The 22,636-nt window shown below is 65.4% G+C and carries 19 protein-coding genes; 3 read left to right on the forward strand and 16 right to left on the reverse strand.

Annotated elements, in window-relative coordinates; genetic code table 11:
- Positions 1-9: 9 nt before the first annotated feature.
- The 9 genes from ABG82_RS14835 to uvrC all read right to left on the reverse strand — a co-directional run bounded on the left by ABG82_RS14835 (position 10) and on the right by uvrC (position 11,534).
- Positions 10-1,248: a phosphoglycerate kinase gene (locus ABG82_RS14835; protein WP_043075584.1), complete on the reverse strand. Its 1,239-nt coding sequence runs from the start codon at positions 1,246-1,248 to the stop codon at positions 10-12.
- Positions 1,249-1,252: 4 nt separating this feature from the next.
- Positions 1,253-2,275 carry a type I glyceraldehyde-3-phosphate dehydrogenase gene (gene gap / locus ABG82_RS14840; protein ID WP_043075583.1) on the reverse strand — a complete coding sequence of 341 codons (1,023 nt, stop codon included), beginning with the start codon at positions 2,273-2,275 and terminating at the stop codon, positions 1,253-1,255.
- A 56-nt stretch (positions 2,276-2,331) separates the two neighbouring features.
- Positions 2,332-3,555, reverse strand: a complete 1,224-nt coding sequence (locus ABG82_RS14845) for an MFS transporter (protein ID WP_043075582.1) — start codon at positions 3,553-3,555, stop codon at positions 2,332-2,334.
- A gap of 167 nt (positions 3,556-3,722) precedes the next feature.
- Positions 3,723-4,721: a phospholipase D-like domain-containing protein gene (locus ABG82_RS14850; protein ID WP_043075581.1), complete on the reverse strand. Its 999-nt coding sequence runs from the start codon at positions 4,719-4,721 to the stop codon at positions 3,723-3,725.
- Entirely contained in the window at positions 4,718-6,493 is a 1,776-nt protein-coding gene (locus ABG82_RS14855) for an ABC transporter ATP-binding protein (RefSeq protein ID WP_043075580.1), read from the reverse strand. Before ABG82_RS14855 ends, ABG82_RS14850 begins: the two co-directional genes overlap by 4 nt.
- 95 nt (positions 6,494-6,588) lie before the next feature.
- Complete coding sequence (gene whiA, locus ABG82_RS14860) at positions 6,589-7,566, reverse strand: DNA-binding protein WhiA (RefSeq protein ID WP_078343326.1); 978 nt, start codon at positions 7,564-7,566, stop codon at positions 6,589-6,591.
- Positions 7,563-8,645 (reverse strand): gluconeogenesis factor YvcK family protein, encoded by a 1,083-nt coding sequence (locus tag ABG82_RS14865; RefSeq protein WP_043075578.1) that lies wholly within the window; start codon positions 8,643-8,645, stop codon positions 7,563-7,565. Before ABG82_RS14865 ends, whiA begins: the two co-directional genes overlap by 4 nt.
- Positions 8,642-9,547: an RNase adapter RapZ gene (gene rapZ, locus ABG82_RS14870; protein ID WP_043075577.1), complete on the reverse strand. Its 906-nt coding sequence runs from the start codon at positions 9,545-9,547 to the stop codon at positions 8,642-8,644. Before rapZ ends, ABG82_RS14865 begins: the two co-directional genes overlap by 4 nt.
- A complete protein-coding gene (gene uvrC, locus ABG82_RS14875) occupies positions 9,519-11,534 on the reverse strand; it encodes an excinuclease ABC subunit UvrC (protein ID WP_043075576.1) in 2,016 nt (671 codons plus the stop codon). The genes rapZ and uvrC overlap by 29 nt, the downstream gene beginning before the upstream one ends.
- Before the next feature lie 164 nt (positions 11,535-11,698).
- On the opposite strand from uvrC, the gene ABG82_RS14880 reads away from it, so the two are divergent.
- Complete coding sequence (locus ABG82_RS14880; protein ID WP_043075575.1) at positions 11,699-11,983, forward strand: hypothetical protein; 285 nt, start codon at positions 11,699-11,701, stop codon at positions 11,981-11,983.
- Between the two features lie 17 nt (positions 11,984-12,000).
- Positions 12,001-12,633 (forward strand): hypothetical protein, encoded by a 633-nt coding sequence (locus ABG82_RS14885; protein ID WP_043075574.1) that lies wholly within the window; start codon positions 12,001-12,003, stop codon positions 12,631-12,633.
- Between the two features lie 25 nt (positions 12,634-12,658).
- On the opposite strand, the gene ABG82_RS14890 is transcribed toward ABG82_RS14885, so the two are convergent.
- Positions 12,659-13,480 carry a molybdate ABC transporter substrate-binding protein gene (locus ABG82_RS14890; RefSeq protein ID WP_043075573.1) on the reverse strand — a complete coding sequence of 274 codons (822 nt, stop codon included), beginning with the start codon at positions 13,478-13,480 and terminating at the stop codon, positions 12,659-12,661.
- A gap of 60 nt (positions 13,481-13,540) precedes the next feature.
- On the opposite strand from ABG82_RS14890, the gene ABG82_RS14895 reads away from it, so the two are divergent.
- Positions 13,541-15,484 carry a gamma-glutamyltransferase family protein gene (locus ABG82_RS14895; RefSeq protein ID WP_043075572.1) on the forward strand — a complete coding sequence of 648 codons (1,944 nt, stop codon included), beginning with the start codon at positions 13,541-13,543 and terminating at the stop codon, positions 15,482-15,484.
- Between the two features lie 9 nt (positions 15,485-15,493).
- Here ABG82_RS14895 and eutC read toward each other — a convergent pair whose 3' ends face one another.
- The 6 genes from eutC to ABG82_RS14925 all read right to left on the reverse strand — a co-directional run bounded on the left by eutC (position 15,494) and on the right by ABG82_RS14925 (position 22,633).
- Complete coding sequence (gene eutC / locus ABG82_RS14900; protein ID WP_043075571.1) at positions 15,494-16,267, reverse strand: ethanolamine ammonia-lyase subunit EutC; 774 nt, start codon at positions 16,265-16,267, stop codon at positions 15,494-15,496.
- Positions 16,264-17,679, reverse strand: coding sequence for an ethanolamine ammonia-lyase subunit EutB (locus ABG82_RS14905; RefSeq protein ID WP_043075570.1), 1,416 nt, complete (start codon positions 17,677-17,679; stop codon positions 16,264-16,266). Before ABG82_RS14905 ends, eutC begins: the two co-directional genes overlap by 4 nt.
- On the reverse strand, positions 17,676-19,103 hold the full coding sequence (gene eat, locus ABG82_RS14910) for an ethanolamine permease (protein ID WP_043075569.1): 1,428 nt from the start codon (positions 19,101-19,103) through the stop codon (positions 17,676-17,678). Before eat ends, ABG82_RS14905 begins: the two co-directional genes overlap by 4 nt.
- A 73-nt stretch (positions 19,104-19,176) precedes the next feature.
- On the reverse strand, positions 19,177-20,700 hold the full coding sequence (exaC, locus tag ABG82_RS14915; RefSeq protein WP_043075568.1) for an acetaldehyde dehydrogenase ExaC: 1,524 nt from the start codon (positions 20,698-20,700) through the stop codon (positions 19,177-19,179).
- Positions 20,701-20,805: 105 nt separating this feature from the next.
- The gene (locus ABG82_RS14920) at positions 20,806-22,086 is read right to left on the reverse strand and encodes a helix-turn-helix domain-containing protein (protein WP_043075797.1); all 1,281 of its coding nucleotides are present in this window, start codon (positions 22,084-22,086) and stop codon (positions 20,806-20,808) included.
- A 103-nt stretch (positions 22,087-22,189) separates the two neighbouring features.
- Positions 22,190-22,633: a PH domain-containing protein gene (locus ABG82_RS14925; RefSeq protein WP_043075567.1), complete on the reverse strand. Its 444-nt coding sequence runs from the start codon at positions 22,631-22,633 to the stop codon at positions 22,190-22,192.
- Between the last annotated feature and the right edge of the window lie 3 nt (positions 22,634-22,636).

A 22,636-nucleotide genomic window follows, 5' to 3' on the forward strand; every position in this document is an offset into this window, starting at 1 on the left:
GGAGCTCCTCTAGCTTTCGAGTACTTCGATACCCGGAAGCGCCTTGCCTTCAAGGTATTCCAGGGATGCGCCACCACCGGTGGAGATGTGCGAGAAACCATCGTCCGGCAGGTCCAGTGCGCGCACCGCGGCCGCCGAATCACCACCGCCGACCACACTGAAGGCACCCTTCTCGGTGGCCGCGATGATCGCCTCGGCCACCCCCCGAGTACCCGCGGCGAACGCCGGGAACTCGAACACACCCATGGGGCCGTTCCAGAAGATGGTCTTGGCATTGGACAACACGGCGGCGAATCGTTTGACCGACTCCGGCCCGATATCAAGGCCCATCTTGCCGTCCGGAATCGCATCCGCGGCAACGATTTCCGAAGGCGAATCGGCTGCGAAGGCGTCGGCAGCCACGATGTCCATCGGCAGATGGATGACGTCGGCGTACCTGTCCAAAAGGTCGCGGCAGGTCTCGATCTGTTCGGGCTGTACCAGCGACTTGCCTACCGGCAGGCCCTGCGCCGCCAAAAAGGTGAAGCACATGCCGCCACCGATCACCAGGCTGTCCGCCTTGGTGGCCAGCGACTCGATGACCGCCAGCTTGTCGGAGACCTTCGACCCGCCGAGCACCACCGCGTACGGACGCTCTGTCGATTCGGACAGCCGCTTGAGCACTTCGACCTCGGCAGCCACCAGACCACCGGCGTAATGCGGCAGCAGGGTCGCCACGTCGTAGACGGAGGCCTGCTTGCGGTGCACCACCCCGAACCCGTCGGACACGAACGCGCCACCGGTACCGGTTGGACCGCCGACCAGCTCGGCCAGCTCCTGTGCCAGCGCCAGCCGCTGTGCGTCGTCCTTGCTGGTTTCCCGCGGGTCGAACCGGATGTTCTCCAGCAGCAGCACATCGCCGTCGGTCAGGCCCTCGGCACGCGCCAGCGCGTCGGTCCCGACCACATCACCGGCCACCTGCACGTGCTGACCCAAGAGCTCACCGAGTGCCGCACCGACGGGGGCCAGCGACAACTTGGGATCCGGCTTGCCGTCCGGACGGCCCAAATGCGCGGTCACGATGACCTTGGCCCCGGCACCCGCCAATGCGCGGATGGTCGGGACCGAGGCCACGATGCGACCAGGGTCAGAAATTCGGGCGATGTTGTCGTCCCCATATTCGAGCGGAACGTTCAGGTCCGAGCGGACCAGCACACCCTTGCCCGAAACTCCCTCGGCCAGCAGGTCGTTCAGCGACTTGATGCTCATGCGGCTAGAGCGACTTGCCGACCAGGCCGACCAGGTCGACGAGGCGGTTCGAGTAGCCCCACTCGTTGTCGTACCAGGAGACGACCTTGGCCTGGTTGTCGATGACCTTGGTCAGGCCCGCGTCGAAGATCGAGCTGTGCGGGTCGGTGACGATGTCCGAGGACACGATCGGCGCGTCGTAGTACTTCAGGATGCCCTTGAGCTTGCCCTCCGCGGCGGCCTTCATGGCGGCGTTGATGTCGGCAGCGCTCGCGGCCTTGGCGAGTTCCACGGTGAGGTCGGTCGCCGAGCCCGTGGGAATCGGCACGCGCAGGGCGTAGCCGTCGAGCTTGCCTTTCAGTTCAGGCAAGACGAGGCCGATGGCCTTGGCGGCACCGGTCGAGGTCGGCACGATGTTCAGGGCCGCGGCGCGGGCGCGACGCAGGTCGCCGTGCGGGCCGTCCTGCAGGTTCTGGTCCTGGGTGTACGCGTGGATGGTGGTCATCAGGCCCTTGACGATGCCGAACTCGTCGTTGAGCACCTTGGCCAGCGGTCCGAGGCAGTTCGTGGTGCACGAGGCATTGGAGATGATGTTCTGGCTGCCGTCGTACTTGTCGTCGTTGACGCCCAGCACGATGGTGATGTCCTCATCACTGGCGGGCGCGGAGATGATGACCTTCTTGGCACCGGCGTCCAGGTGGCCCTGCGCCTTCTCGCGCTTGGTGAAGATGCCGGTCGATTCCACGACGACGTCGACACCCAGGTCACCCCACGGCAGCGCCGCAGGTCCTTCGCGAACCTCGAGAGCCTTGATCTTGTGGTCGCCGACGACGATGGTGTCGTCACCTTCGAGGCTGACGTCGTAGGGCAGCCGGCCCAGGATGGAGTCGAATTTCAGCAGGTGGGCCAGGGTGGCGTTATCGGTCAGGTCGTTGACCGCGACGATCTCGATGTCGGTGTTGATCCCTTGAGCCTTCTGCGCGTCCAGTGCCCGAAAGAAGTTCCGGCCGATCCGGCCAAACCCGTTTACGCCTACCCGGACAGTCACGTAGCGCTCCCTCTTTGTCGGTGTGAGATGTGGTGTTCCCGTTATCGGCACTCACATTAGCCCAGGGGGTGCGCCATTTCGTCCCGGCCCAGTCGCGCGACGATATGGGCGGCAATCGCCAGTACCAGAGGCGCGACGCCAGCGATGAAGAACACCGTTGTGTTACCGATGACGTGTGCCACCGGAACCACCAGGGCGAAGGATGCCGGCAGGCCGACCAGGGATACGAAGAAGTCCATGCTGGCCGCCCGGCCCAGCATCTCCTCGGGCACGCGCCGCTGCATCAGCGTGCCCCAGATGACGTTGGCCGCCTGCATGGTGCCGCCCACCACGATCATGGCGACCGCGATGATCCAGACATGCCCGGTGAATCCGATGAGCACCAGGGGCAGTGAACCCGCTCCCCACATCAGGATCATCACCGTCAGGTACCGGCGGGCCAAGGGCAGCGAGGACACGATGAACGAACCGACCGCTCCGGCCAGGCCGAAAAGCGCCAGCACCGTGGCGTGAGTGCCGGGGTCCCCGCCGTGATCGCGCAGGACAAACGGCAGCAGGATCTCGATGGGCCCCACCACCACCAACACGTAGCCGATCGCGAACAGCAGGGTCGCGAAGAACCAGGTGGTGTGCACCATGTAGCGGAAACCCTCCGCCAAATCGGCGAGCGCACGGCGCAGCGGATGCCGGCGCACCTCCGCCACGGCGGGTGGTTCGTGCCGGTGCCGGACCAGCAGCAGACAGCACAGGCCCGCGGCCACCAACATCCCCTCGAGCAGGAAGGCACCACCCGGCGACCACACGCTGACAATGGCGGCGCTCACCGCGGGCCCGGCGGCCAGCTGCATCACCGGCCGCAAAATTCCTTCGATTCCATTGGCGGCCAACAGCTCGTCGGCAGGAAGCAGGCTCGGAAGCAGTGCCGTGTAGGCCGGGATGTAGAACCCCTCGGCAATGCCGAACAGCAACGAGTTCAGTGCCAGATGCCAAATGTGGGCCACGCCGGTCAAGGCGAGCGTCGCGGTGGTGAGCATCAGCGCGGTCTGCACCGCCAGCGAGCACCGCATCACCCACAGCTTGGGCAGCCGGTCGGCGGCCACACCCGCGGGTAGCACACTGACCAGCAGACCCACGCTGAACGTGGTGCCGACAACGGCCACCTGCGTGGGCCCCAATCCCATCCGGATGACCTGCCAGACCAGTGCCACGGTCCACATGCCGTTACCCAACAGCGTGATGGCCAAGCCCAAGGTGAGCAGTCGATAGTCGCGGTGCCGCATGGGGCGCAGCGCCCGCGGGAGGCGGGATGACTGACCATAGGGTTCTTCGCCCGAAGAGTCCCCCGGGTTTTCCCCAAGGACCCCTTCAGTTTTCAACTGTTTGGCGAAGCCCATCAACCCAGGGTACGAAAGCACTCCGACAATCCGCCAACGGTTTTAGCTTCCGCTCACGCCTCGGCGTCCAGGTCATGCAGGGCGAGCTGGTCGACATCGTGCGGGTCGCTGCCGACCAGGTCGGCGATCAATCCCGCATCCGACAGATCCATCGGCTCGGAGTGCTTCCAATCGTGATGCGCCACCTCGTTCAACCGCTTGATCAGGTGGTGGTCGGTCACCTCGATGGCGAGTTCGCGTCGATGGTCGAAACTGCCCGGGGAGAAATTGATCGAGCCCACCACCGCCCGCTCGTGATCGGCGAGGATCATCTTGGCGTGCAGCTTCATATGCTTGAGGCGGTGGATCTTGATGCCCACATCGTCAAGGATCCGCATCCCACTGACGCCCTCGAGTAGCTTTCCCGACTTCAAGTGATGCGCCGCACGCGCCATGACGTGCACCTTCACGCCGCGATGGGCGGCCCGCACCAGGCGCTCGATGATCACCGGATCCTGGTACCGCTCGTTCTGCAGGAACAAGGTGTGCTGGGCGCTGTCGATGAAATCGGCGATGCGATGCCTGCCGTTGAACGGGCACCAGATCAGGTGTGCCCCCTCGCCAGGATCGAAATCCTCACGCGCCCAATCCGCTTCGAAGCAGTCAACGATCTCCGCGACCTCGTAGGCGCTGGGGGTGACGACTGCGTAGTCGCGGGTGACGGTGAAATTCTCCTCGGTCCAGTTCAGCGATTCCACGAAGGCGTGTTCATCGTCCACGACCATTGATTTCTCGTGCGTCAGATCGAAGGCCGGATTGCTCTCGCGCACATCTATTCCGAACTGCTGCAGCATGTCCCGAGCGGCATCATTGTCGGTCTCGCCGTCGCGACGTTCCGGGTTGAGCATCACCTTCACCTGGACACCGCGCCGGTGGGCCGCGACCACCGCCTCCAACAACGGCAGGTGGCTGAAGGCGAACATCTTGATGCGGACCGAGCGGGTGGAGGCGTGGATCGCGTCCAGAACCGGCTTCGCCGAGTCGTCAGGCAGGATGATCAGCGAACGCGTCACGGTGTGTCGTCCTCGTATTGGATGCGATGCAGGTCGGCGTATCTGCCGCCCGCGGTAAGCAGATCCTTATGCGTGCCCTGCTCGACGACACGCCCTTCTTCCAACACGACGATCTTGTCCGCCTCGCGAATCGTGCTGAGGCGGTGGGCGATCGTGATCACTGTGCGGTCTCGCATGAGCCGCTGTAGCGCGGACATGACCAGACGCTCGGACTCCGCGTCGAGCGCGGCGGTCGGTTCGTCGAGGATGAGGATCGGGCTGTCACGGATGAGCGCACGGGCGATACCGATGCGTTGCCGCTGGCCACCCGAGAGGGTGAGTCCACGCTCCCCCACCGGGCTGTCGTAGCCCAGCGCCATCTCGGAAATGAACTCGTGCGCGTTGGCCAGTTTGGCCATCTCGACAACCTCTTCGTGATCGGCATCGGGCCGGCCGAAGGCGATGTTCTCGCGGATCGTCCCGCGAAACAGCACGGTGTCCTGCAGGACGTAGGCGATGCGGCGGCGCAGTTCATGAAGCTTGTAGTCGCGCAAGTCAACGCCGTCGATCCGCACGGTGCCTACGCTCGGGTCGTAGAAACGCGGAATCAGACTGACCAGACTGGATTTTCCGCTTCCGGTGTGTCCGACGACGCCGACCAGCTGACCGGGCTCCACCTCGAAGGTCACGTCGCGCAGCACCGGGGTCGCCCCGTCGTAGCTGAATGCCACCCGCTCGAAACTGAGCGCGCCCCGGATACGTCCCGGGTCCACCGCGTCAGCCTTCTCCTCGATCGCGGTCTCCGCATTGAGGAGGGCATTGACACGGTCGACCCCTACCGATGCCATCGCGATGGTGTTGGTCAGCTTGGCCAGGTCCTGTACGGGCTTGAAGAACGACGTCAGATAGGCGATGAACACCGTCAGGGTGCCGGCAGTCATCACCCCTGCCAGGATGAGCGCCGATCCGCGCCACAGCACCAGCGCAGTGCAGGCGGCCACCACCACGGCGACAATGGGCGACACCACCGATTTCACCCGTCGCGCGTTCAGTGCCGCGTTGACCGCCTGCTGGCCGACGATGGCCAGCTGACGCTCTTGAAGTTCTTCCCTGTCGAACGCCTTGACGACCCGGATGGACTGCAAGCCTTCCTCAGCGACCGCCACAATGTCTGATTCACGTTGACGCACTTCATGAGTGGCTGCCTTGACGGACTTGCGGATGCGGGATACGAACAACAACAACAGCGGCGCGACCGCGAGTGCGACAAGGGTGAAATCCCATTGCAGCCACAGCATCAGGACCAACATTCCCGCGATGGTCAGCAGGTCCGTCGCGATGCCGAGCGTGGAGGCCGAGGCGAAATCCTGGATGGTGTCGACATCGTCGGTGAGGGTGCTCAGTATGGGCCCGACGCGATGGGTGTCGAAATAGTTCAGGGACAGCTGCTGCAAGTGGTGGTACGCGCGGGTCCGCAGGTCGTTACCGATGCGCTGTCCGACCGTCTCGGTCAGATAGTTGGCCGCATATGTCGCGATCGCGCCCACCACCGCGATGGCGACCAGCATGATCGCGGCCAACCCGGCCACGTGCATCCGCCCCTCGCCACCGAGCATCGGCTGCAGAAGACCATGCAGCCAACCCGGCAGCGGATGGTCCCCGACCACGCTGTCCAGCACAACCTTCAGTGGCCAGGGAGCCGCCAGGCCCACGGCAATCTGCACCACCAGGACAGCGAAGATCGAGGCAATCAGCCATCGGTAGGGCCGGATCAATTCCAGGATCAATCTCATCGCGACCGTTGCCTCATCCCGGGTTTGGCGACCGTTTCGTCGCCACACAGTACAAGATCACGACGGCGTCCGGGGAACACCGAAAAAACAAGCCGTTAGGCGTCTTCCAGCAGTTCCGGAGTGACCGCCGATTCGGTGTCCGGGATGCCGTCCGTCTTGGCCTTCCGGTCCGCCATCGACAGCAGCCGGCGAATCCGGCCCGCCACGGCATCCTTGGTCATCACCGGATCGGCCAGGCGCCCCAGCTCTTCCAGCGAGGCCTGGCGGTGTTCCACGCGAAGCTTTCCCGCCGCCGCCAAATGGTCGGGCACGGTGTCGCCGAGAATCTCCAGCGCCCGTTCCACCCGTGCGGCGGCCGCGACCGCGGCACGCGCGGACCGGCGCAGGTTCGCGTCGTCGAAGTTGGCCAATCGATTCGCCGTCGCCCGCACCTCGCGGCGCATGCGGCGCTCTTCCCACGTCAGCCGGGTGTCTTGGGCACCCATCCGGGTCAACAAGGCGCCGATCGCCTCACCGTCGCGCACCACGACCCGATCGCTGCCCCGCACCTCACGTGCCTTGGCGCTCACACCGAGCCGCCGAGCCGCACCCACCAGCGCCAGTGCGGCCTCCGGTCCCGGGCAGCTCACTTCAAGGGCCGAGGATCGTCCGGGTTCGGTCAACGATCCGTGCGCCAAGAACGCGCCGCGCCACGCTGCCTCCGCGTCGGCGACACTGCCGCCGACCACCTGCGCCGGGAGCCCCCGCACCGGGCGCCCCCGCAAGTCCAGCAGACCTGTTTGCCGCGCCAGGGCCTCACCGTCTTTGGCCACCCGCACCACGTACCGGGTTGTCTTGCGGATACCACCGGCCGACAGCACGTGCACCACGGCGTTGTATCCGTACAGATCGAAGATGTCCTTACGCAGCCGCCGCGCGATGCTGCCCTGATCCACCTCTGCCTCGACGACGACCCGGCCGCTGACGATGTGCAGCCCGCCGGCGAACCGCAGCAGCGACGCGACCTCGGCGCGGCGGCTGCTGACCTGAGTCACCACCAGGCGGCTCAGTTCGTCTTTGACCTCGGCGGTCATCGCCACGTGGCGTCCCCTTTCTGGGTTCCATGCTGCGTGCGCCCGCCCCTCGCTGCCAGGCGCACCGTGGATTCGGCATCTGTTCCTGCGGCCGGAGCCACACTTCCCGTCCGTACTCGGTCCAAGACCGCCGCCAGTTTCGCGGGGTCATGTAAATGTGTACCAGGACGCGAGACATCAGCGAACTGAACCTGCGCATTGAACAGGGCGGCCGCCCTGGTCAAATGATCGCGTTCAGTGGTGTCTGCCGACGCGGATTCGACAACGATGTCGTGCACTCCGAACTCGGGAGCGTGTTGCGAGAGTACGTGCAAATGGCGCTCAGCGGAAAAGCCCGCCGTCTCCCCCGGCTCCGGGGCCAGGTTCAAGATCAATGCCTTGCGCGCCTGGGTCTGCTGCAAGGCCGCAAAAAGCTCGGGCACCAGGACGTGCGGGATCACACTCGTGAACCAGGAGCCCGGGCCCAAAACCACCAAGTCGGCCGCCATGATCGCGTCGATCGCCTGTCGGGTGGCCGGCGGGTTACCCGGATAGAGGCGCACCCGGCGCACCTTGCCCGGTGTGGTCGCCAATGCCACCTGGCCGCGGATCACCCGGCTCATCCGCGGGTCGGATTCCAGACCTGACACGTCGGCCTCGATCTGTAACGGAATCGGGCACATCGGCAGTACCCGCCCGGTGATACCGAGCATGCGTCCCATCTCATCCAGCGCGGTGACCGGGTCGGCCAGCATGTCGGTGAGGCCGGCCAAGATCAGGTTGCCAATCGGGTGTCCCGCCAAGCCGCCGCTGCCGCCGAGCCGGTGCTGAATCGCGGTGGCCCACATGCGCCCGCGCGGACTGTCCGAGGCCAGCGCGGCCAGCGCCATCCGCAGATCGCCCGGCGGCACGATCCCGAGCTCGGACCGAATGCGTCCGGAGGAACCACCGTCATCAGACACCGTGACCACGGCAGTGATGTCATGGGTGATCCGCCGCGCCGCCGAGAGCGTCGCGTATAGACCATGACCGCCACCGAGTGCGACGACGCGGGGCTCCCGCCGGGCCAGCTGGGGGTCCTGCACGATGTCGGAACTCATTCGCGGCCCAGGTCGCGATGCAGCACACGCACCGACAGGTCAGCGTCGGGCGCCAACGAAGCGGCCAGCGCCTCGGTGATGGCAACACTGCGATGCTTGCCGCCGGTACAGCCCACCGCGATGGTCATGTAGCGCTTTCCCTCTCGCCGGTAGCCGTCGATCACGAGATTCAGCAGCCGATGGTAGGTGTCCAAGAACTCATCCGCACCGGGTTGGCTCAACACGTACTGGCTCACCGAGGGATGTTGTCCGGTGTGCGGTCTCAGCTCGTCCACCCAATGTGGGTTGGGCAGAAACCGGACGTCGACAACCATATCCGCGTCCATCGGCAGTCCGTATTTGAAACCGAAGGACTCGACCGTCACGCTGATATGCGCGACGGACTCGCTGCTGAAGGCGCGCTCTATGGCAGCGCGCAGCGCCGGCACCGGCAATGACGAGGTGTCGATCACCAGATCTGCGGAGGCCCTGATCGAGGAGAGCAGAGCACGTTCGGCGGCAATGCCCTCCGCGAGCGTCTGACCGCCCTGCAACGGGTGACTGCGCCGGTTGTTCTCATACCGGCGCACCAGGCTCTCATCGGATGCTTCCAGGAACAGCACACGGGGACTGATTCCGCGGGTGGCCAGGTCCGCGCGCACCGACTCCAGGTCACCGGTGAATCCCCGGGACCGCACATCCATGACCACGGCGAGCTGCGTGATGCGTGAACCCGCGGCCAGCCCCAGATCCACCATCCGGGTGATCAGTTCGGGCGGAAGGTTGTCGGCGACGTACCACCCGAGGTCTTCCAGCACCTTGGCGGTGGTGCCTCGTCCCGCGCCCGATAGGCCCGTGACCAGCACGACGTCGATATCGGCGTTTGTGGTCTCGCTAGAGGGATGGAGTGTCATCGACTCCATTTTCGACCATGGCGGGCAGTGCCGCTTCGGTTGCACCGGAAGTCGGGGCCGAACTGTCAGTTCCCGCGAGGGCTTCGCGCACCGCTACCGCGGTGGCCGCACCGATACCCGGGACCGCGGTGATCTCCTCCACGCTGGCCTTCTTGAGCTGGGCCACCGAACCGAAATGCGAGACGAGCGCGGCCCGGCGCGTCTCCCCCAAGCCGGGAATGCCGTCGAGCACAGAGGCTGTCATCCGCCGGGACCGCTTGCTGCGGTGGAAGGTGATCGCGAACCGGTGTGCCTCGTCGCGCACGCGCTGAAGCAGGTACAGCGCCTCACTGGTTCGCGGGAGGATCACAGGGTCCACCTCTCCGGGCACCCACACCTCCTCGAGCCGCTTCGCCAGACCGATCACCGCGACGTCGGTGACGCCCAGCTCGCTCAGTTCGGCGGCGGCGGCGTTGACCTGGGGGGCGCCACCATCGACCACGAAGAGGTTGGGCGGATACGCGAACTTGCGTGAATGTCCTTCTGCCGCATACTCGGTCACGGCCTGCTGATCTTGCACATGCCGGGCGAACCGGCGCCTGGTGACCTCCGCGATGGAGGCGACGTCATCGGAGCGACCGTCCCCGGCCGCCTCTTTGATGCTGTAGTGGCGATAGTCCGAACGGCGGGACAATCCATCCTCGAAGACCACCAGCGACGCCACCACATCGGTGCCCTGAACGTGGCTGATATCGATGCACTCGATACGCAGCGGAGCCTGCTCCAGCCCGAGTGCGTCCTGAAGTTCTTGCAATGCGGCCGATCTCGTGGTGAGGTCCCCGGCCCGCTTGAGCTTGTGCTGCGCCAATGCTTCTTTCGCGTTGCGCTCGACCGTCTCTGCCAGTGCCTTCTTGTCACCGCGCTGCGGGACCCGCAGCGATACCCGCGAGCCGCGCAAGCCGGTCAGCCACGAGGTCATGCCCTCAGCGTCCCGCGGCAGCACCGGCACCAGCACCTCACGCGGCACCGGCACCACCCCGGTATCCGCGCCGACAGCATGGGCGAGGTCGGCCTGATCGCCATAGAACTGCGTGAGGAACTGCTCAACCAGCCCCTGGAGATCGGAATCGCCTGGGTCTCCCGTTTTTTCGACGATCCAGCCGCGTTGACCACGCACCCGGCCGCCGCGCACATGGAATACCTGCACAGCCGCCTCCAGCTCGTCGTCCGCGAAGGCCACCACATCCGCGTCGGTGCCGTCGCCGAACACCACGGTCTGCCGCTCCAGCGCTCGCTGCAGCGCCGAGATGTTGTCGCGCAGCCGCGCGGCCCGCTCGAAGTTCAGTTCCTGGGCTGCCTGGTTCATCTCGCGTTCCATGTCGCGGGCCAGGCGGTCGGTCTTGCCCGAGAGGAAATCGCAGAAATCCAGGACGATCTCGCGGTGCTCCTCGGCACTCACCCGGCCGATGCAGGGCGCCGAACACTTGTCGATGTATCCCAGTAGACAGGGCCGATCAATCTGCTTGTGGCGCTTGAAGACTCCATTGGAGCAGGTACGTGCCGGAAACACCCGGGTCAGCAGATCGAGCGTTTCCCGAATGGCCCACGCGTGCGAGTACGGGCCGAAGTAGCGCACCCCCTTGCGCCGCGGACCGCGATACACGAACAGCCGCGGATACTCCTCGTTCAGGGTCACGGCGAGTACCGGATACGACTTGTCGTCGCGGTAGCGGACGTTGAAGCGCGGATCGAATTCCTTGATCCAGTTGTACTCGAGCTGCAGGGCCTCGACTTCGGTGCCCACCACGGTCCACTCCACACTGCCTGCGGTGGTGACCATTTGCCGGGTGCGCGGATGCAGACTCGTCACATCGGCGAAGTACGAGGTCAGCCGGCTACGAAGACTCTTGGCCTTGCCGACGTAGATGACCCGGCCGTGCGGATCGCGGAATCGGTAGACACCCGGCTCGACGGGTATCGAGCCGGGAGCCGGTCGATAGGTCGAGGGATCGGGCACGCATCCAGGCTAGTCTGGTGGTCCGACGCCGCCGCCCATCGGCGGATCGGGCATCAATCTGACCAAGGCGGCCCACCATGTCGCGGCTGCGCTGTTACCCTCGGGGGGTACTTCAACCTCAAGGCGAAGGAGCGGCGACGGTGCGTAGATTTACCCCGGGGGCCTTGCCCGTACTGCTCACCGCGATCGCGGGACTATCTCTCGTCACCGCGGTTCAGGCGTGGGCGGTGCCCGCCAATGACGCCGATGCTGTCATCAGCAGCCTGCAAGCCAGCGGATATCGCGTCACGGTAACCCGGATCGGCTCCGGACACCAGGACAATTGCGTCGTCCAGTCCGTCAATCAGCAGTCGCCGGTATCCAATGTGGCCAGCGCGCGCGATATGCGCAACAGGCCCACGTCGGTCCCCGTGTCCACCAAGGTCGCTCACGTCACGCTGGCGTGCTGAAGATAAGGACGAGTTGGATGAAATTGCGTGTTGGCTCCTTGGCAGTCGCCCTTGTCACGATGAGTGGCATCGCGATATCCCCCGCGATCGGTTCGGCCGATCCGGAGACCCCGTCACCCGCGCCGGCATCCGAAACCGACTCGCGCACAGCGATACTCCCGGTGTTCGCGGCGGAAGGCATTCGCGTCAGAACCGGCAATCCCGGCGAGCTCCTGACGATTCAGTTGCCCGGCGACGTACCGCTGGCGCCGGCGCAGTGGGGACCCGATGGGGAGGCGACCTATCGGTCCGCGGATACCGATTACACGATCACCCCGTTGATCGACGGCGGCGAGTACTTCACGATCGTGAAGAAGAGCCCGGCCGATTCCTTTGAGTACAACCTGCGACTCGGGCTGCCCGCGGGCACCCACTGGGTGCGCCATGGCACCACCTTGCTCATCGAATCCGATGGCGCGCCGGATAAGCCGTCAATGCTGGTGGGAATGTTCGCATCGCCCAAGGTGACCAATGGTAAGGGCACCGATGTTCCGCTGACCGTCGAGATCGATGCAGACGGCGCCGTGACGTTCTCCGCGCGTAACCCCGAACTCGCCAAGACACCCGTCGAAATAGGCTTCTCCTACCACCCGGTCGACGCCACGCCGTAGCACCGGGGTCGCGGATTCACCTCGCTCACGGCGCACCAAAACCGAAGGTCGCGATGAATCGGTGGCCATCGCCACCGCGCACCGACTCGACCAATTGCTTGGCCCGGTTCTGATTCTGCGAGGTGGCGGTGACGGCGATCGAGTACCGCTGAACCGATACCGCGTCACCGGGAAAGCTCAACGTCGTCACCCGCGAATCGTCGCCATGGGCGTACGAGGAGTATGTGAGCCCTACGTCTGCCCTACCTTCGGCCACCGCATCCACCACCGCATTGGCGGTGTCCTGCGTCTGAGCAGGGCCGAGCTGAACATAGAGCGATGAGGCGACGCGCTCCGTGGCCGCACCACAGGCGAGCACCGGCGCGCACACGGCAAGCCGTGTCCCGGGCCGGGTGACATCGGCGAAGGCGGCTACGTGGTTCGGATTGCCCGGTGGCGTGACAATCACCAGCCTGTTGGAGGCGAACGCCGCCGGATCGCTCACCCGTCCCGCCTGTGCCGCCTTGCTCATGTCCACGTCTTGCACCACAAGCACATCCGGGGCGGGGTCCTGCCCCAGCTCGTCGACCAGCTGCGGTGAGCTCTTGAACGTCAGCTGAATCTGGGTGCCCGGATGATCGATTTGGAATCGTTTAGCCAGCTCACTGAACGCGGCGCGCATCGGCTGATCAACGGATACGCGCAGGGCCATCGGGACGGCGGAACCGCCGATCTCGCCGGCATCACCAGGACGTGTGGTTGGTGCGGGAGGCGGCGCCGAACCGCATGCCGCGACGCTCAGCGCCATCGTCAGCGCCACGGTGAGGGATGCTGATCGCTGCGCTGTCTGAAGCGCGCCTCCGAACACGCGCGGAACCTATCACGGAGGTCGACCACTCAGCCGGCCATGGCATAACGTGATCACACTGTGAGAGCCCTGACCAGAGCGCTAGCCATCGCCTCAATCACCCTCCTGGCCTCTGCGGGCTGCACCAGCGGCGTGACGCGCAGGCCGGGCGGCACGGCGGAATCGTGCGGAATCACCGCCAACGGTATCCCTGTCACGAAAACCGGTGCCGCGCAGGCCACTACCGAACGAGACATCTCCACCAACCCCGAAGTGGCAACGGGCTACCGAACCGGGATGACTGCCGTACGCACCGCCAGTTACGCAGTCGCCACCGCCAATCCGCTGGCCACCCAGGCCGCATGCAAGGTGCTGCGTGACGGCGGTTCGGCCGCCGACGCCCTGATCGCGGCGCAAGCAGTACTCGGGCTGGTTGAACCGCAATCCTCGGGGATCGGGGGTGGCGGATTCCTCGTCTACTACGACGCCGCCAGCGGCGCCGTGCAGACCTATGACGGGCGAGAGGTCGCCCCCGCCGCCGCGAACGAGAACTATCTGCGTTGGATCGACGATACCAACCGGACCGCGCCCAAGCCCGATACGCGATCATCGGGCCGCTCGATCGGCGTGCCCGGGATCCTGCGTATGCTGCACGACGCGCACGCCGAGCACGGCACCCTGCCGTGGCGCGACTTGTTCACTCCGGCAGTCCAGTTGGCTGATGATGGCTTTGAGATCAGCCCACGGCTGGGCGCCGCGATCGCCGATTCGGCTGCCGGCCTCGCCCTGGACCCCGACGCCGACATGTATTTTCTCAACACCGACGGATCGGCCAAGGTCGCGGGAACCAAACTCACCAACCCGGCATACGCCAAAACTCTTGGCGCCATTGCCACCAACGGGCCCGATGCCTTCTACAAAGGTGACATCGCCGCAGCCATCGTCGCCGCCGCTGCCGACACCTCGGCGGGGCGTACTCCGAGTGTGATGACCACCGCCGACCTGTCGGGGTACACCGCCAAGAAACGGCCGGCGCTGTGCACCACCTACCGCGACCACGAAATCTGCGGCATGCCCGCACCATCCTCGGGAGGCATCGCGGTCGCCGCGACATTGGGCATCCTGCAGAACTTCCCGATGGCGTCCTTCCGTCCCACCGATATCGATCTCGACGGCGGCAAGCCGACCGTTGATGGGGTGCACTACATCGCCGAGGCAGAACGGCTCGCGTACGCCGACCGCGACAAGTACGTCGCCGATACCGATTTCGTCGCTCTTCCCGGTAATTCAGCCGATACGCTGGTCAACGCGACGTATCTGGCCGGTCGCGCCAAGTTGATCTCCGGCGAGAAGACAATGGGTAGCGCCAAGCCCGGCGAATTCAACATACCGGCATCCGCGGCGGTGTCGACCCCCGAACATGGCACCAGTCAGGTGACCGTCGTCGACGCCCGGGGCAATGCGGCATCGCTCACCACGACAGTGGAATCCGCGTTCGGCTCGTTCCACATGGTGGACGGTTTCTTCCTCAACAACCAGCTCACCGACTTCTCCGCCGAGCCGGTGGGCAAAGATGGGCTGCCCGTCGCCAATCGCCTGCAGCCGGGCAAGCGGCCGCGTAGTTCGATGGCACCCACCCTGGTGTTCGAACGTACGGAGTCCGGCAAGCGCGGTGCGCTGCTGCTGGCGGTCGGCTCACCGGGCGGTGCGGTGATCATCCAGTTTGTCGTGAAAACCCTTGTCGGAATTCTCGATTGGGGACTCGATCCGCAGCAGGCGGTTTCCCTGGTGGATTTCGGCGCCAACAACTCCCCCAAAACCAAAGTCGGCGGCGAGCACCCCGCTATCAACGCCCGCAATGGTGGCGCCGACGATCCCCTGGTTCAGGGGCTGCGCGCACGTGGTCACACCGTCGACGTCGCCGATCAGTCCAGTGGCCTGTCCGCGCTGGTACGCCGGGGAACCGGTTGGATCGGCGGCGCGGACCCCCGCCGCGAGGGTCTGGTCATGGGCGACACCGGATAGCACCCCGGTTCAGCCCAGCGCGGCCTGTCCCGCGTCCTCGATTCCGGACACACGCGACGTGTCCTTCAGCATCACCCCGGAGCGACCCAGCTGAAGAGCACCACTGACCAGACTGGCCGCGATATGTGCGGCCTCCCGATAGCTGAGCCCATCGGGTGGGTGGATATTCGAGATGCAATTGCGGTCGGCGTCAGTGCAACCGGGGCTGGGCAGATGGGTCAGATAGATACCCAGGCTGTCCACAACGCTAAGCCCGGGCCGCTCACCGATGATGACGATCAGCGTCCGGTACCTGCCCTGTGCGGCGATGTGATCGCCCAACGCCACCCGGGCCTGCGTCGCGATCACCGGCGCGGCCAGCGTGTGCGCCTCACCAAGCCGCAGAGCGAGTTCGCTCAGGAGCGGAACACCGTGGCGCATCAGGGCGGTGGGTGACAGACCATCGGCGAGCACGAATCCGATGTCGGCGGGCGTACGCGGAACCGCGCCCAGGTCAGCGGGCAACCGGCCGAGATCGGGTCTGCGCAAGTACTCGGCTCGGGAACTCACCTGACTGGTCACCACGGCGGGCGCCCCCAGGCCGATGCCTTCGACCTCGACGGCAAGGCGCTCCACTTCCAGTGGCACGTGCACAGCGTCCCGGGCGATCGCATGGGATGCCGCGAGGTCCAGTACGTCGCGGGTATGCAACGCGTTACCGGCCCTGTCCAGGCCGATCCTGGCCTGCGTGTTCAGCTTCAGCTCTCTCCAAAATCTTTGGCGGGCAACGTCACCCGCAGTCATCGGGCACCCGACATGGTCAGCGCACGCAGCGGCGAACTCGTCACGTCGAAGGGAGTGAGCCTACCGTCGTCGTCGACCATGCCGATGGCCTGCAACCACTGCTCGAACTCCGGCGCCGGGCGCAGCCCCAACGTCCGGCGCGCCTGTAGGACATCGTGAAACGACAAACTCTGGTAGCCCAGCATGACGTCGTCGGCGCCGGGAACGGTGATGACGAATGCCACCCCTGCCGCGGCAAGCAGGATCAGCAGTGTGTCCATGTCGTTCTGGTCGGCTTCGGCGTGATTGGTGTAGCAGACGTCAACGCCCATCGGCAGGCCAAGTAGCTTGCCGCAGAAGTGATCTTCCAATCCGGCCCGCACAATCTGCTTGCCGTCGTAGAGATATTCGGGTCCGATGAAGCCGACCACGGTGTTGACCAGGAACGGGTCAAGATCGCGTGCCACCGCGTAGGCGCGCGTCTCCAGGGTCTGCTGGTCCACGGGTTTACCGCCGGTACCCAGGTGAGCGCGCGAACTCAACGCCGATCCCTGGCCGGTCTCCAGGTACATGACGTTGTCGCCGACGGTGCCCCGGCGCAGCGCCCGGGTGGCGTCGCGGCCCTCGCGCAGCAGCGCGATATCCACGCCGAAAGCGGAATTGGCGCCCTCGGTCCCGGCGATCGATTGGAACGTCAGATCCACCGGCGCGCCCCGCTCGATCAGTCCGATCGTCGTGGTGATGTGCGAGAGAACGCACGACTGTGTCGGGATGTCGTAGCGCGATCTGATGGAGTCCAGCAGATGCAGCAGATCCGCGGTGGCCTCCGGTGAATCGGTCGCGGGGTTGATGCCGATGACAGCATCACCGCAGCCCAACAACAATCCATCGAGCACAGCCGCGGCGACACCGCGAGGATCGTCGGTGGGGTGGTTCGGTTGCAGACGGGTGGCCAGTGTGCCCTTGCCGCCGACGGTGGTTCGAAAAGCCGCGCTGACCTCCATGGCGGCACCCACTGCCACCAAATCTTGATTGCGCATGATCTTGCTCACCGCCGCCGCCATCTCCGGGGTGACCCCCGCGCAGATCTCGGCGATCCGCTGTGCACCGTCGTCGCGGGAAGCGCTCTCCAACAACCAGTCCCGAAATCCACCGACCGTAAGGTGCGAGATGGCGGCGTAGGCCTGCCGGTCGTGGCTGTCGATGATCAGCCGCGTCACCTCGTCGGTTTCGTACGGCACCACCGCTTCGTTGAGAAATGTGTCGAGCGGCAGATCTGCGAGAACCCAGGCGGCGGCGGCCCGTTCGGCATCCGAGGCCGCCGCGCAGCCGGCCAGCTCGTCGCCCGAACGCAGTGGCGTCGCCTTGGCCATCACGTCGACAAGTCCGTCGAAGCCGTAACTCACCCCGGCTACCTGCTGGCGGTACTTCACGTCAGCTCGCTTTCCGCCTCCGCCAACATCGCGAATTCCTCGTCCGGGGAGTTCGCCACCAGGCGATGGCGGCTATAGAGCGCGAAGTACAGCATGAAGGCCGCGAACACCGCCAGGCACAGACCGGCCGCTATCGGGTTGACCAGAAATGTCGCGATGACCGCCAGTACCGCGACGACGAGCGCAAAGCCAGTGGTGAGCGTTCCGCCCGGGGTGCGATAGGGCCGGGGCATATTGGGCTCACGCATCCGCAAGATGATGTGGCTGACCATCATTAGCACGTAGCTCAGGGCCGCGCCGAAGACCGCCATGTTCAACAGCAGGTCGCCGTGTCCGGTCAGCGACAACGCGAATCCGATGACGCCCGGGACGATCAGGGCCAGCGTCGGGGCCTTGCGGGAGTTGGTCACCGAGAGAACTGTGGGCAGATAACCGGCCCGGGACAGCGCGAACAGCTGCCGAGAGTAGGCGTAGATGATCGAGAAGAAGCTCGCGATGAGCCCCGCCAGGCCGATGTAATTGACCAGCTTGGCCGCGGTGCCCTGGCCGAGTGCCGCAACCAGTGGATTACCCGAATCCGACATCTGTTCCGCGCCACCGGCTCCCGTCGTCAGAATCAGCGCCGTCGCACAGGTGACCAGCAGCACCGCGATGGCCGCGATAATGCCGCGCGGCACATTGCGTTCCGGGTTGGCCGTCTCCTCGGCAGCCAACGGCACACCCTCGACCGCCAGGAAGAACCAGATGGCGAAGGGAATGGCAGCCCAGATACCCAGGTACCCGTGCGGCAGGATGCTGGAAGCCCCGGCCGCGCCCTCGTCCACCGCGATGTTGGTGAGGTTGTGCACATCGAAATGAGCCGCCGCGGCGATCGCGAAGATCAGCAGGCCTACCAACGCGATCGCAGTGATGACGAACATCACCTTCAGTGCCTCGCCGACCCCGGACAGGTGGATACCGATGAACAAGGCGTACGCGGCCAGGTACACCCACCATCCATTGGTGATGCCGAACAGCCCCAAGGACTGCACATAGGCACCGATGAAGGTGGCAATGGCGGCCGGTGCGATCGAGTATTCAATGAGAATGGCGGTACCCGTTGCGAATCCACCCCAGGGGCCGAGCGCGCGGCGCGCGAACGTATAGCCACCGCCCGCGGTCGGCAACGCCGAGGACAGTTCCGCCATACCCAATACCAGCGCCAGGTACATGCCGGCAATCACCACGGTGGCGATTGCCAACCCACCGAACCCGCCCTGGCCCAGTCCGAAGTTCCAGCCCGAGTAGTCCCCGGATACCACATAACTCACGCCGAGGCCGGCCAGCAGCAGCCAGCCCGCGCTCCCCGATCTGAGTTGGCGCTTACGCAGATAGTCCGCGCTCTCGAGATGCTCCTCGACAAGGCCGTGCTTGGTGGTCGCCATATCGTTTCCTTGCTCTCCACAAATCAATTCAGTTGGATGACTTCGCTTTCGGTGCTATTGCCGTGGGTGGCGCTCAGAAGAAGCCCTGCGCCTTGGAGCTGTAGGACACCAGCAGGTTCTTGGTCTGCTGGTAGTGGTCGAGCATCATCTTGTGGTTCTCACGGCCGATACCGGACCGCTTGTACCCGCCGAATGCCGCGTGTGCGGGGTACTGGTGATAACAGTTGGTCCACACCCGGCCTGCCTTGATATCGCGTCCGGCGCGGTAGGCGATATTGCCGTTACGGCTCCACACGCCTGCGCCCAGCCCGTACGGGGTGTCGTTGGCGATAGCGATGGCCTCGTCATAGTCGGCGAAGGAGGTGACGGCCAGCACCGGCCCGAAGATCTCCTCTTGGAAGATCCGCATCGAGTTGTTGCCCGCGAACACCGTCGGCGTGACGTAAAACCCGCCGGCGAGGTCTCCACCCAGATCGGCGCGGTCACCGCCGGTGACCAGCCGCGCCCCTTCGGACCTACCGATGTCGATGTAGGACAGGATCTTTTCGAGCTGCTCATGAGATGCCTGGGCACCCATCATGGTCTCGGTATCCAGCGGATCGCCCTGACGGATCGCCTTGGTGCGGATAGCGGCCAGCTCCAGGAAATCGTCGAAGATGTCCGCCTGGATCAGGCTGCGCGAGGGGCAGGTGCACACCTCGCCCTGATTGAACGCGAACATCGTGAACCCTTCCAGGGCCTTGTCCTGGAAGTCGTCACTGCCGGCCATCACGTCGGAGAAGAACAAGTTGGGGCTCTTGCCGCCGAGTTCCAGGGTGACCGGAATCAGGTTTTGGCTGGCGTACTGCATGATCAAGCGGCCGGTGCTGGTCTCCCCGGTGAACGCGATCTTCGCGATCCGATTGCTGGAGGCCAGCGGCTTGCCCGCCTCGACCCCGAATCCGTTGACGATGTTCACCACGCCCGGTGGCAGCAGCTCGCCGATGAGGGAGAACAGGTAAAGGATGGATGCGGGGGTCTGTTCGGCGGGCTTGAGCACCACGGTGTTCCCGGCGGCCAGCGCCGGCGCCAGCTTCCAGCTCGCCATCAACAGCGGAAAGTTCCACGGGATGATCTGCCCGACCACGCCGAGAGGCTCGTGGAAGTGATAGGCGACGGTGTCCTCGTCGATCTGCGATAGCGAACCCTCTTGCGCGCGCAGGACACCCGCGAAGTACCGGAAGTGGTCGATTGCCAGCGGGATGTCGGCGTTGAGGGTCTCCCGGATCGGCTTTCCGTTGTCCCACGACTCGGCCACCGCGATGGACTCCAGATGGGTCTCCATGCGGTCGGCGACGCGGTTGAGGATGAGCGCCCGATCGGCGGGCGATAGTTTGGCCCAGCCCGCCGAGGCGGCGTGCGCGGCATCGAGCGCCTTCTCGACATCGGCTTCACACGATCGCGGGATCTCGCAGAAGACCTCCCCCGTGACCGGAGTGCGGTTCTCGAAGTATCGCCCCTGCGCTGGTGGGACCCATTGCCCGCCAATGAAATTCTCATAGCGGGACGCGAATGTCATCAGCGATCCCTGCGCACCCGGGCGGGCGTAAACAGTCACGGTGGTCTCCTACCTTCAGGGCCGACAAATGTGTCGGTGATCACTCAAGGTAGGTAGCGCACCGTTGCAGCACAGTTGCAACTTTGTGGCCGGCATGCGCGGCACTCACATCAGGTCGGAGTCCAGGGCGACGAGGTGCCCGCGGGCCTCGGAGCGCATCACCGCGCTCACCTCCGGATGATCATGCAGCCCCTGCCATCCCGCGCGGTCATCGCGGGCCTCCGGCAGGTCGAGCCAGCGCCGCAGTAGGCGCAGGTCACCGCAGGCAAGGACAGCGCCGCGCAGGCTTGTGCTCAATTCCAGGCGCAAACGGGCGATCGCGGGCGCGGCCGACCGTGGGAGCAGCTCCCCAGAATAGTGGTCCATCGCGGTGGCGATATCGCCCGCCCGCAACGCGGAGAAGACATCCTCCAGGTCGCTTTCCACGGTGTTCAGCATCCGGTACGGGCGCGACCCGATCAGCTCACCGCCCACGATGCGGCGCAGCCGAGACATTTCCGCGCGTACCGTCACCACGTCGAGGTCGTTCTCGTCGAGCAGCATCGCGAGATGATCGGCGCTCACACCCTCGGGATGCCGCAGCAACAGCGCCAGGATTTCGGCATGGCGCCCGGATAGCCGATATTCCCGTCCATCGACAGCGCGCAGAACCGCGCGGTCGGCACCGAGCATGGTCAGCCGGGGGCCGCGGCCGGCCCCCGCACGCCCCGCATCGGGGTACTCCAGGGCGATGAAGTGCTCGACGGCGACGGCCGTCGCACGCACCAGCGCCAATGTCTGCGCGGAGGCGACGTCGACTCCGCCCGTCAGATCCAGACTTCCCAGTGGTGTTCCGGTCAGCGGGTCGTGTATCGGGACGGCGGTGCACGACCACGGTCGCACCAGCCTGCAGAAGTGCTCGCTGCCGCGGATCTGGACCTCGCGATCCAGCGCCAGCGCGGTTCCCGGGGCGTTGGTGCCCACCGCGCGCTCACTCCAGTCGGCGCCGGGCACAAAGTTCATCGCGGCGGCCTTGCGCCCCGCGCCGGAATCACCCTCCACCCAGAGCAGAGCGCCGTCGGCGGCGGTGACCCCGACCAGCGCCCCCGAATCGGTCGCGTGGTCCACCAGCAAGCGGCGGATGACAGGCAACGCCCTGGCGAGCGGATGACTCTTGCGCAATTCCGTCAGGCGTGTTGCTGCGGCCGCCTCCCCAGGGCCGCGGTCGGGATCGACGCCAGTGGCCAGGCTTCGCTGCCAGCTGTCGGTCACCAGCCGCGGCAGCGGGATCGACGCAAGATACGACCCGTCGACGCGGCCCGTCACGAAGAGGTCGTGCGCGTCGCGAACGGAACTCAGCGTCGCGGGGGTATGCCCGCGATGCGCTGCTGTTCTCGTCGTCGCCACGTTCTCCAAGCTCTCTGCCGTCGCCATTCCTGCAGGCACGGCCGGTATTCCCACGATACTTGGAGGTGAGCGGCGGGTGGGGAAACTACGCGAGATAGCCGGGTCAGCCCCGGTATCTGCCCAGTACTTCCCGCAACGTGTCCATCGCGTCGACGGCGCGCTGCTTGTCGATGGCCTGGATCGCCATCATCGGCTCGTACTCGAAGTCCTCCAAGTCCAGGCGTGCCCACTGCGCACCCGGCGGAAACGACACTCCCACCACCTCGGACCAAGGAATGAGTTTGGGGCCCAGAACATTACGCACCTCAATGCCGGCCGCGCCGGCTCGCACACGTGGCCGCGCGAACATCAGAACCACACCCGCGATGACGATGCCCACCAAAGCGATGCCAACCTGATCTGAGGTCTTGAAGATCACCCCGCTGGGCGAGATCTTCAACAAGAACCCGACGGCGATGTGCGCTGCCGCGATGACAAAGGCGGCCCCGTACACGAAGTACGGCGACAGATGCGGTTTGAGGACTACGTCCCATTCAGCGTCGGCCACGCC

The sequence above is a fragment of the Mycobacteroides immunogenum genome, assembly GCF_001605725.1.
Taxonomy (GTDB): domain Bacteria; phylum Actinomycetota; class Actinomycetes; order Mycobacteriales; family Mycobacteriaceae; genus Mycobacterium; species Mycobacterium immunogenum.

What these genes read in the sequence shown, in the direction of transcription:
- ABG82_RS14835 (WP_043075584.1), bottom strand. Translation starts at nt 1,248, where the DNA reads ATGAGCATCAAGTCGCTGAACGACCTGCTGGCCGAGGGAGTTTCGGGC.
- ABG82_RS14845 (WP_043075582.1), bottom strand. Translation starts at nt 3,555, where the DNA reads ATGCGGCACCGCGACTATCGACTGCTCACCTTGGGCTTGGCCATCACG.
- ABG82_RS14855 (WP_043075580.1), bottom strand. Translation starts at nt 6,493, where the DNA reads ATGAGATTGATCCTGGAATTGATCCGGCCCTACCGATGGCTGATTGCC.
- whiA (WP_078343326.1), bottom strand. Translation starts at nt 7,566, where the DNA reads ATGACCGCCGAGGTCAAAGACGAACTGAGCCGCCTGGTGGTGACTCAG.
- ABG82_RS14865 (WP_043075578.1), bottom strand. Translation starts at nt 8,645, where the DNA reads ATGAGTTCCGACATCGTGCAGGACCCCCAGCTGGCCCGGCGGGAGCCC.
- rapZ (WP_043075577.1), bottom strand. Translation starts at nt 9,547, where the DNA reads ATGGAGTCGATGACACTCCATCCCTCTAGCGAGACCACAAACGCCGAT.
- ABG82_RS14885 (WP_043075574.1), top strand. Translation starts at nt 12,001, where the DNA reads ATGAAATTGCGTGTTGGCTCCTTGGCAGTCGCCCTTGTCACGATGAGT.
- eutC (WP_043075571.1), bottom strand. Translation starts at nt 16,267, where the DNA reads ATGACTGCGGGTGACGTTGCCCGCCAAAGATTTTGGAGAGAGCTGAAG.
- eat (WP_043075569.1), bottom strand. Translation starts at nt 19,103, where the DNA reads ATGGCGACCACCAAGCACGGCCTTGTCGAGGAGCATCTCGAGAGCGCG.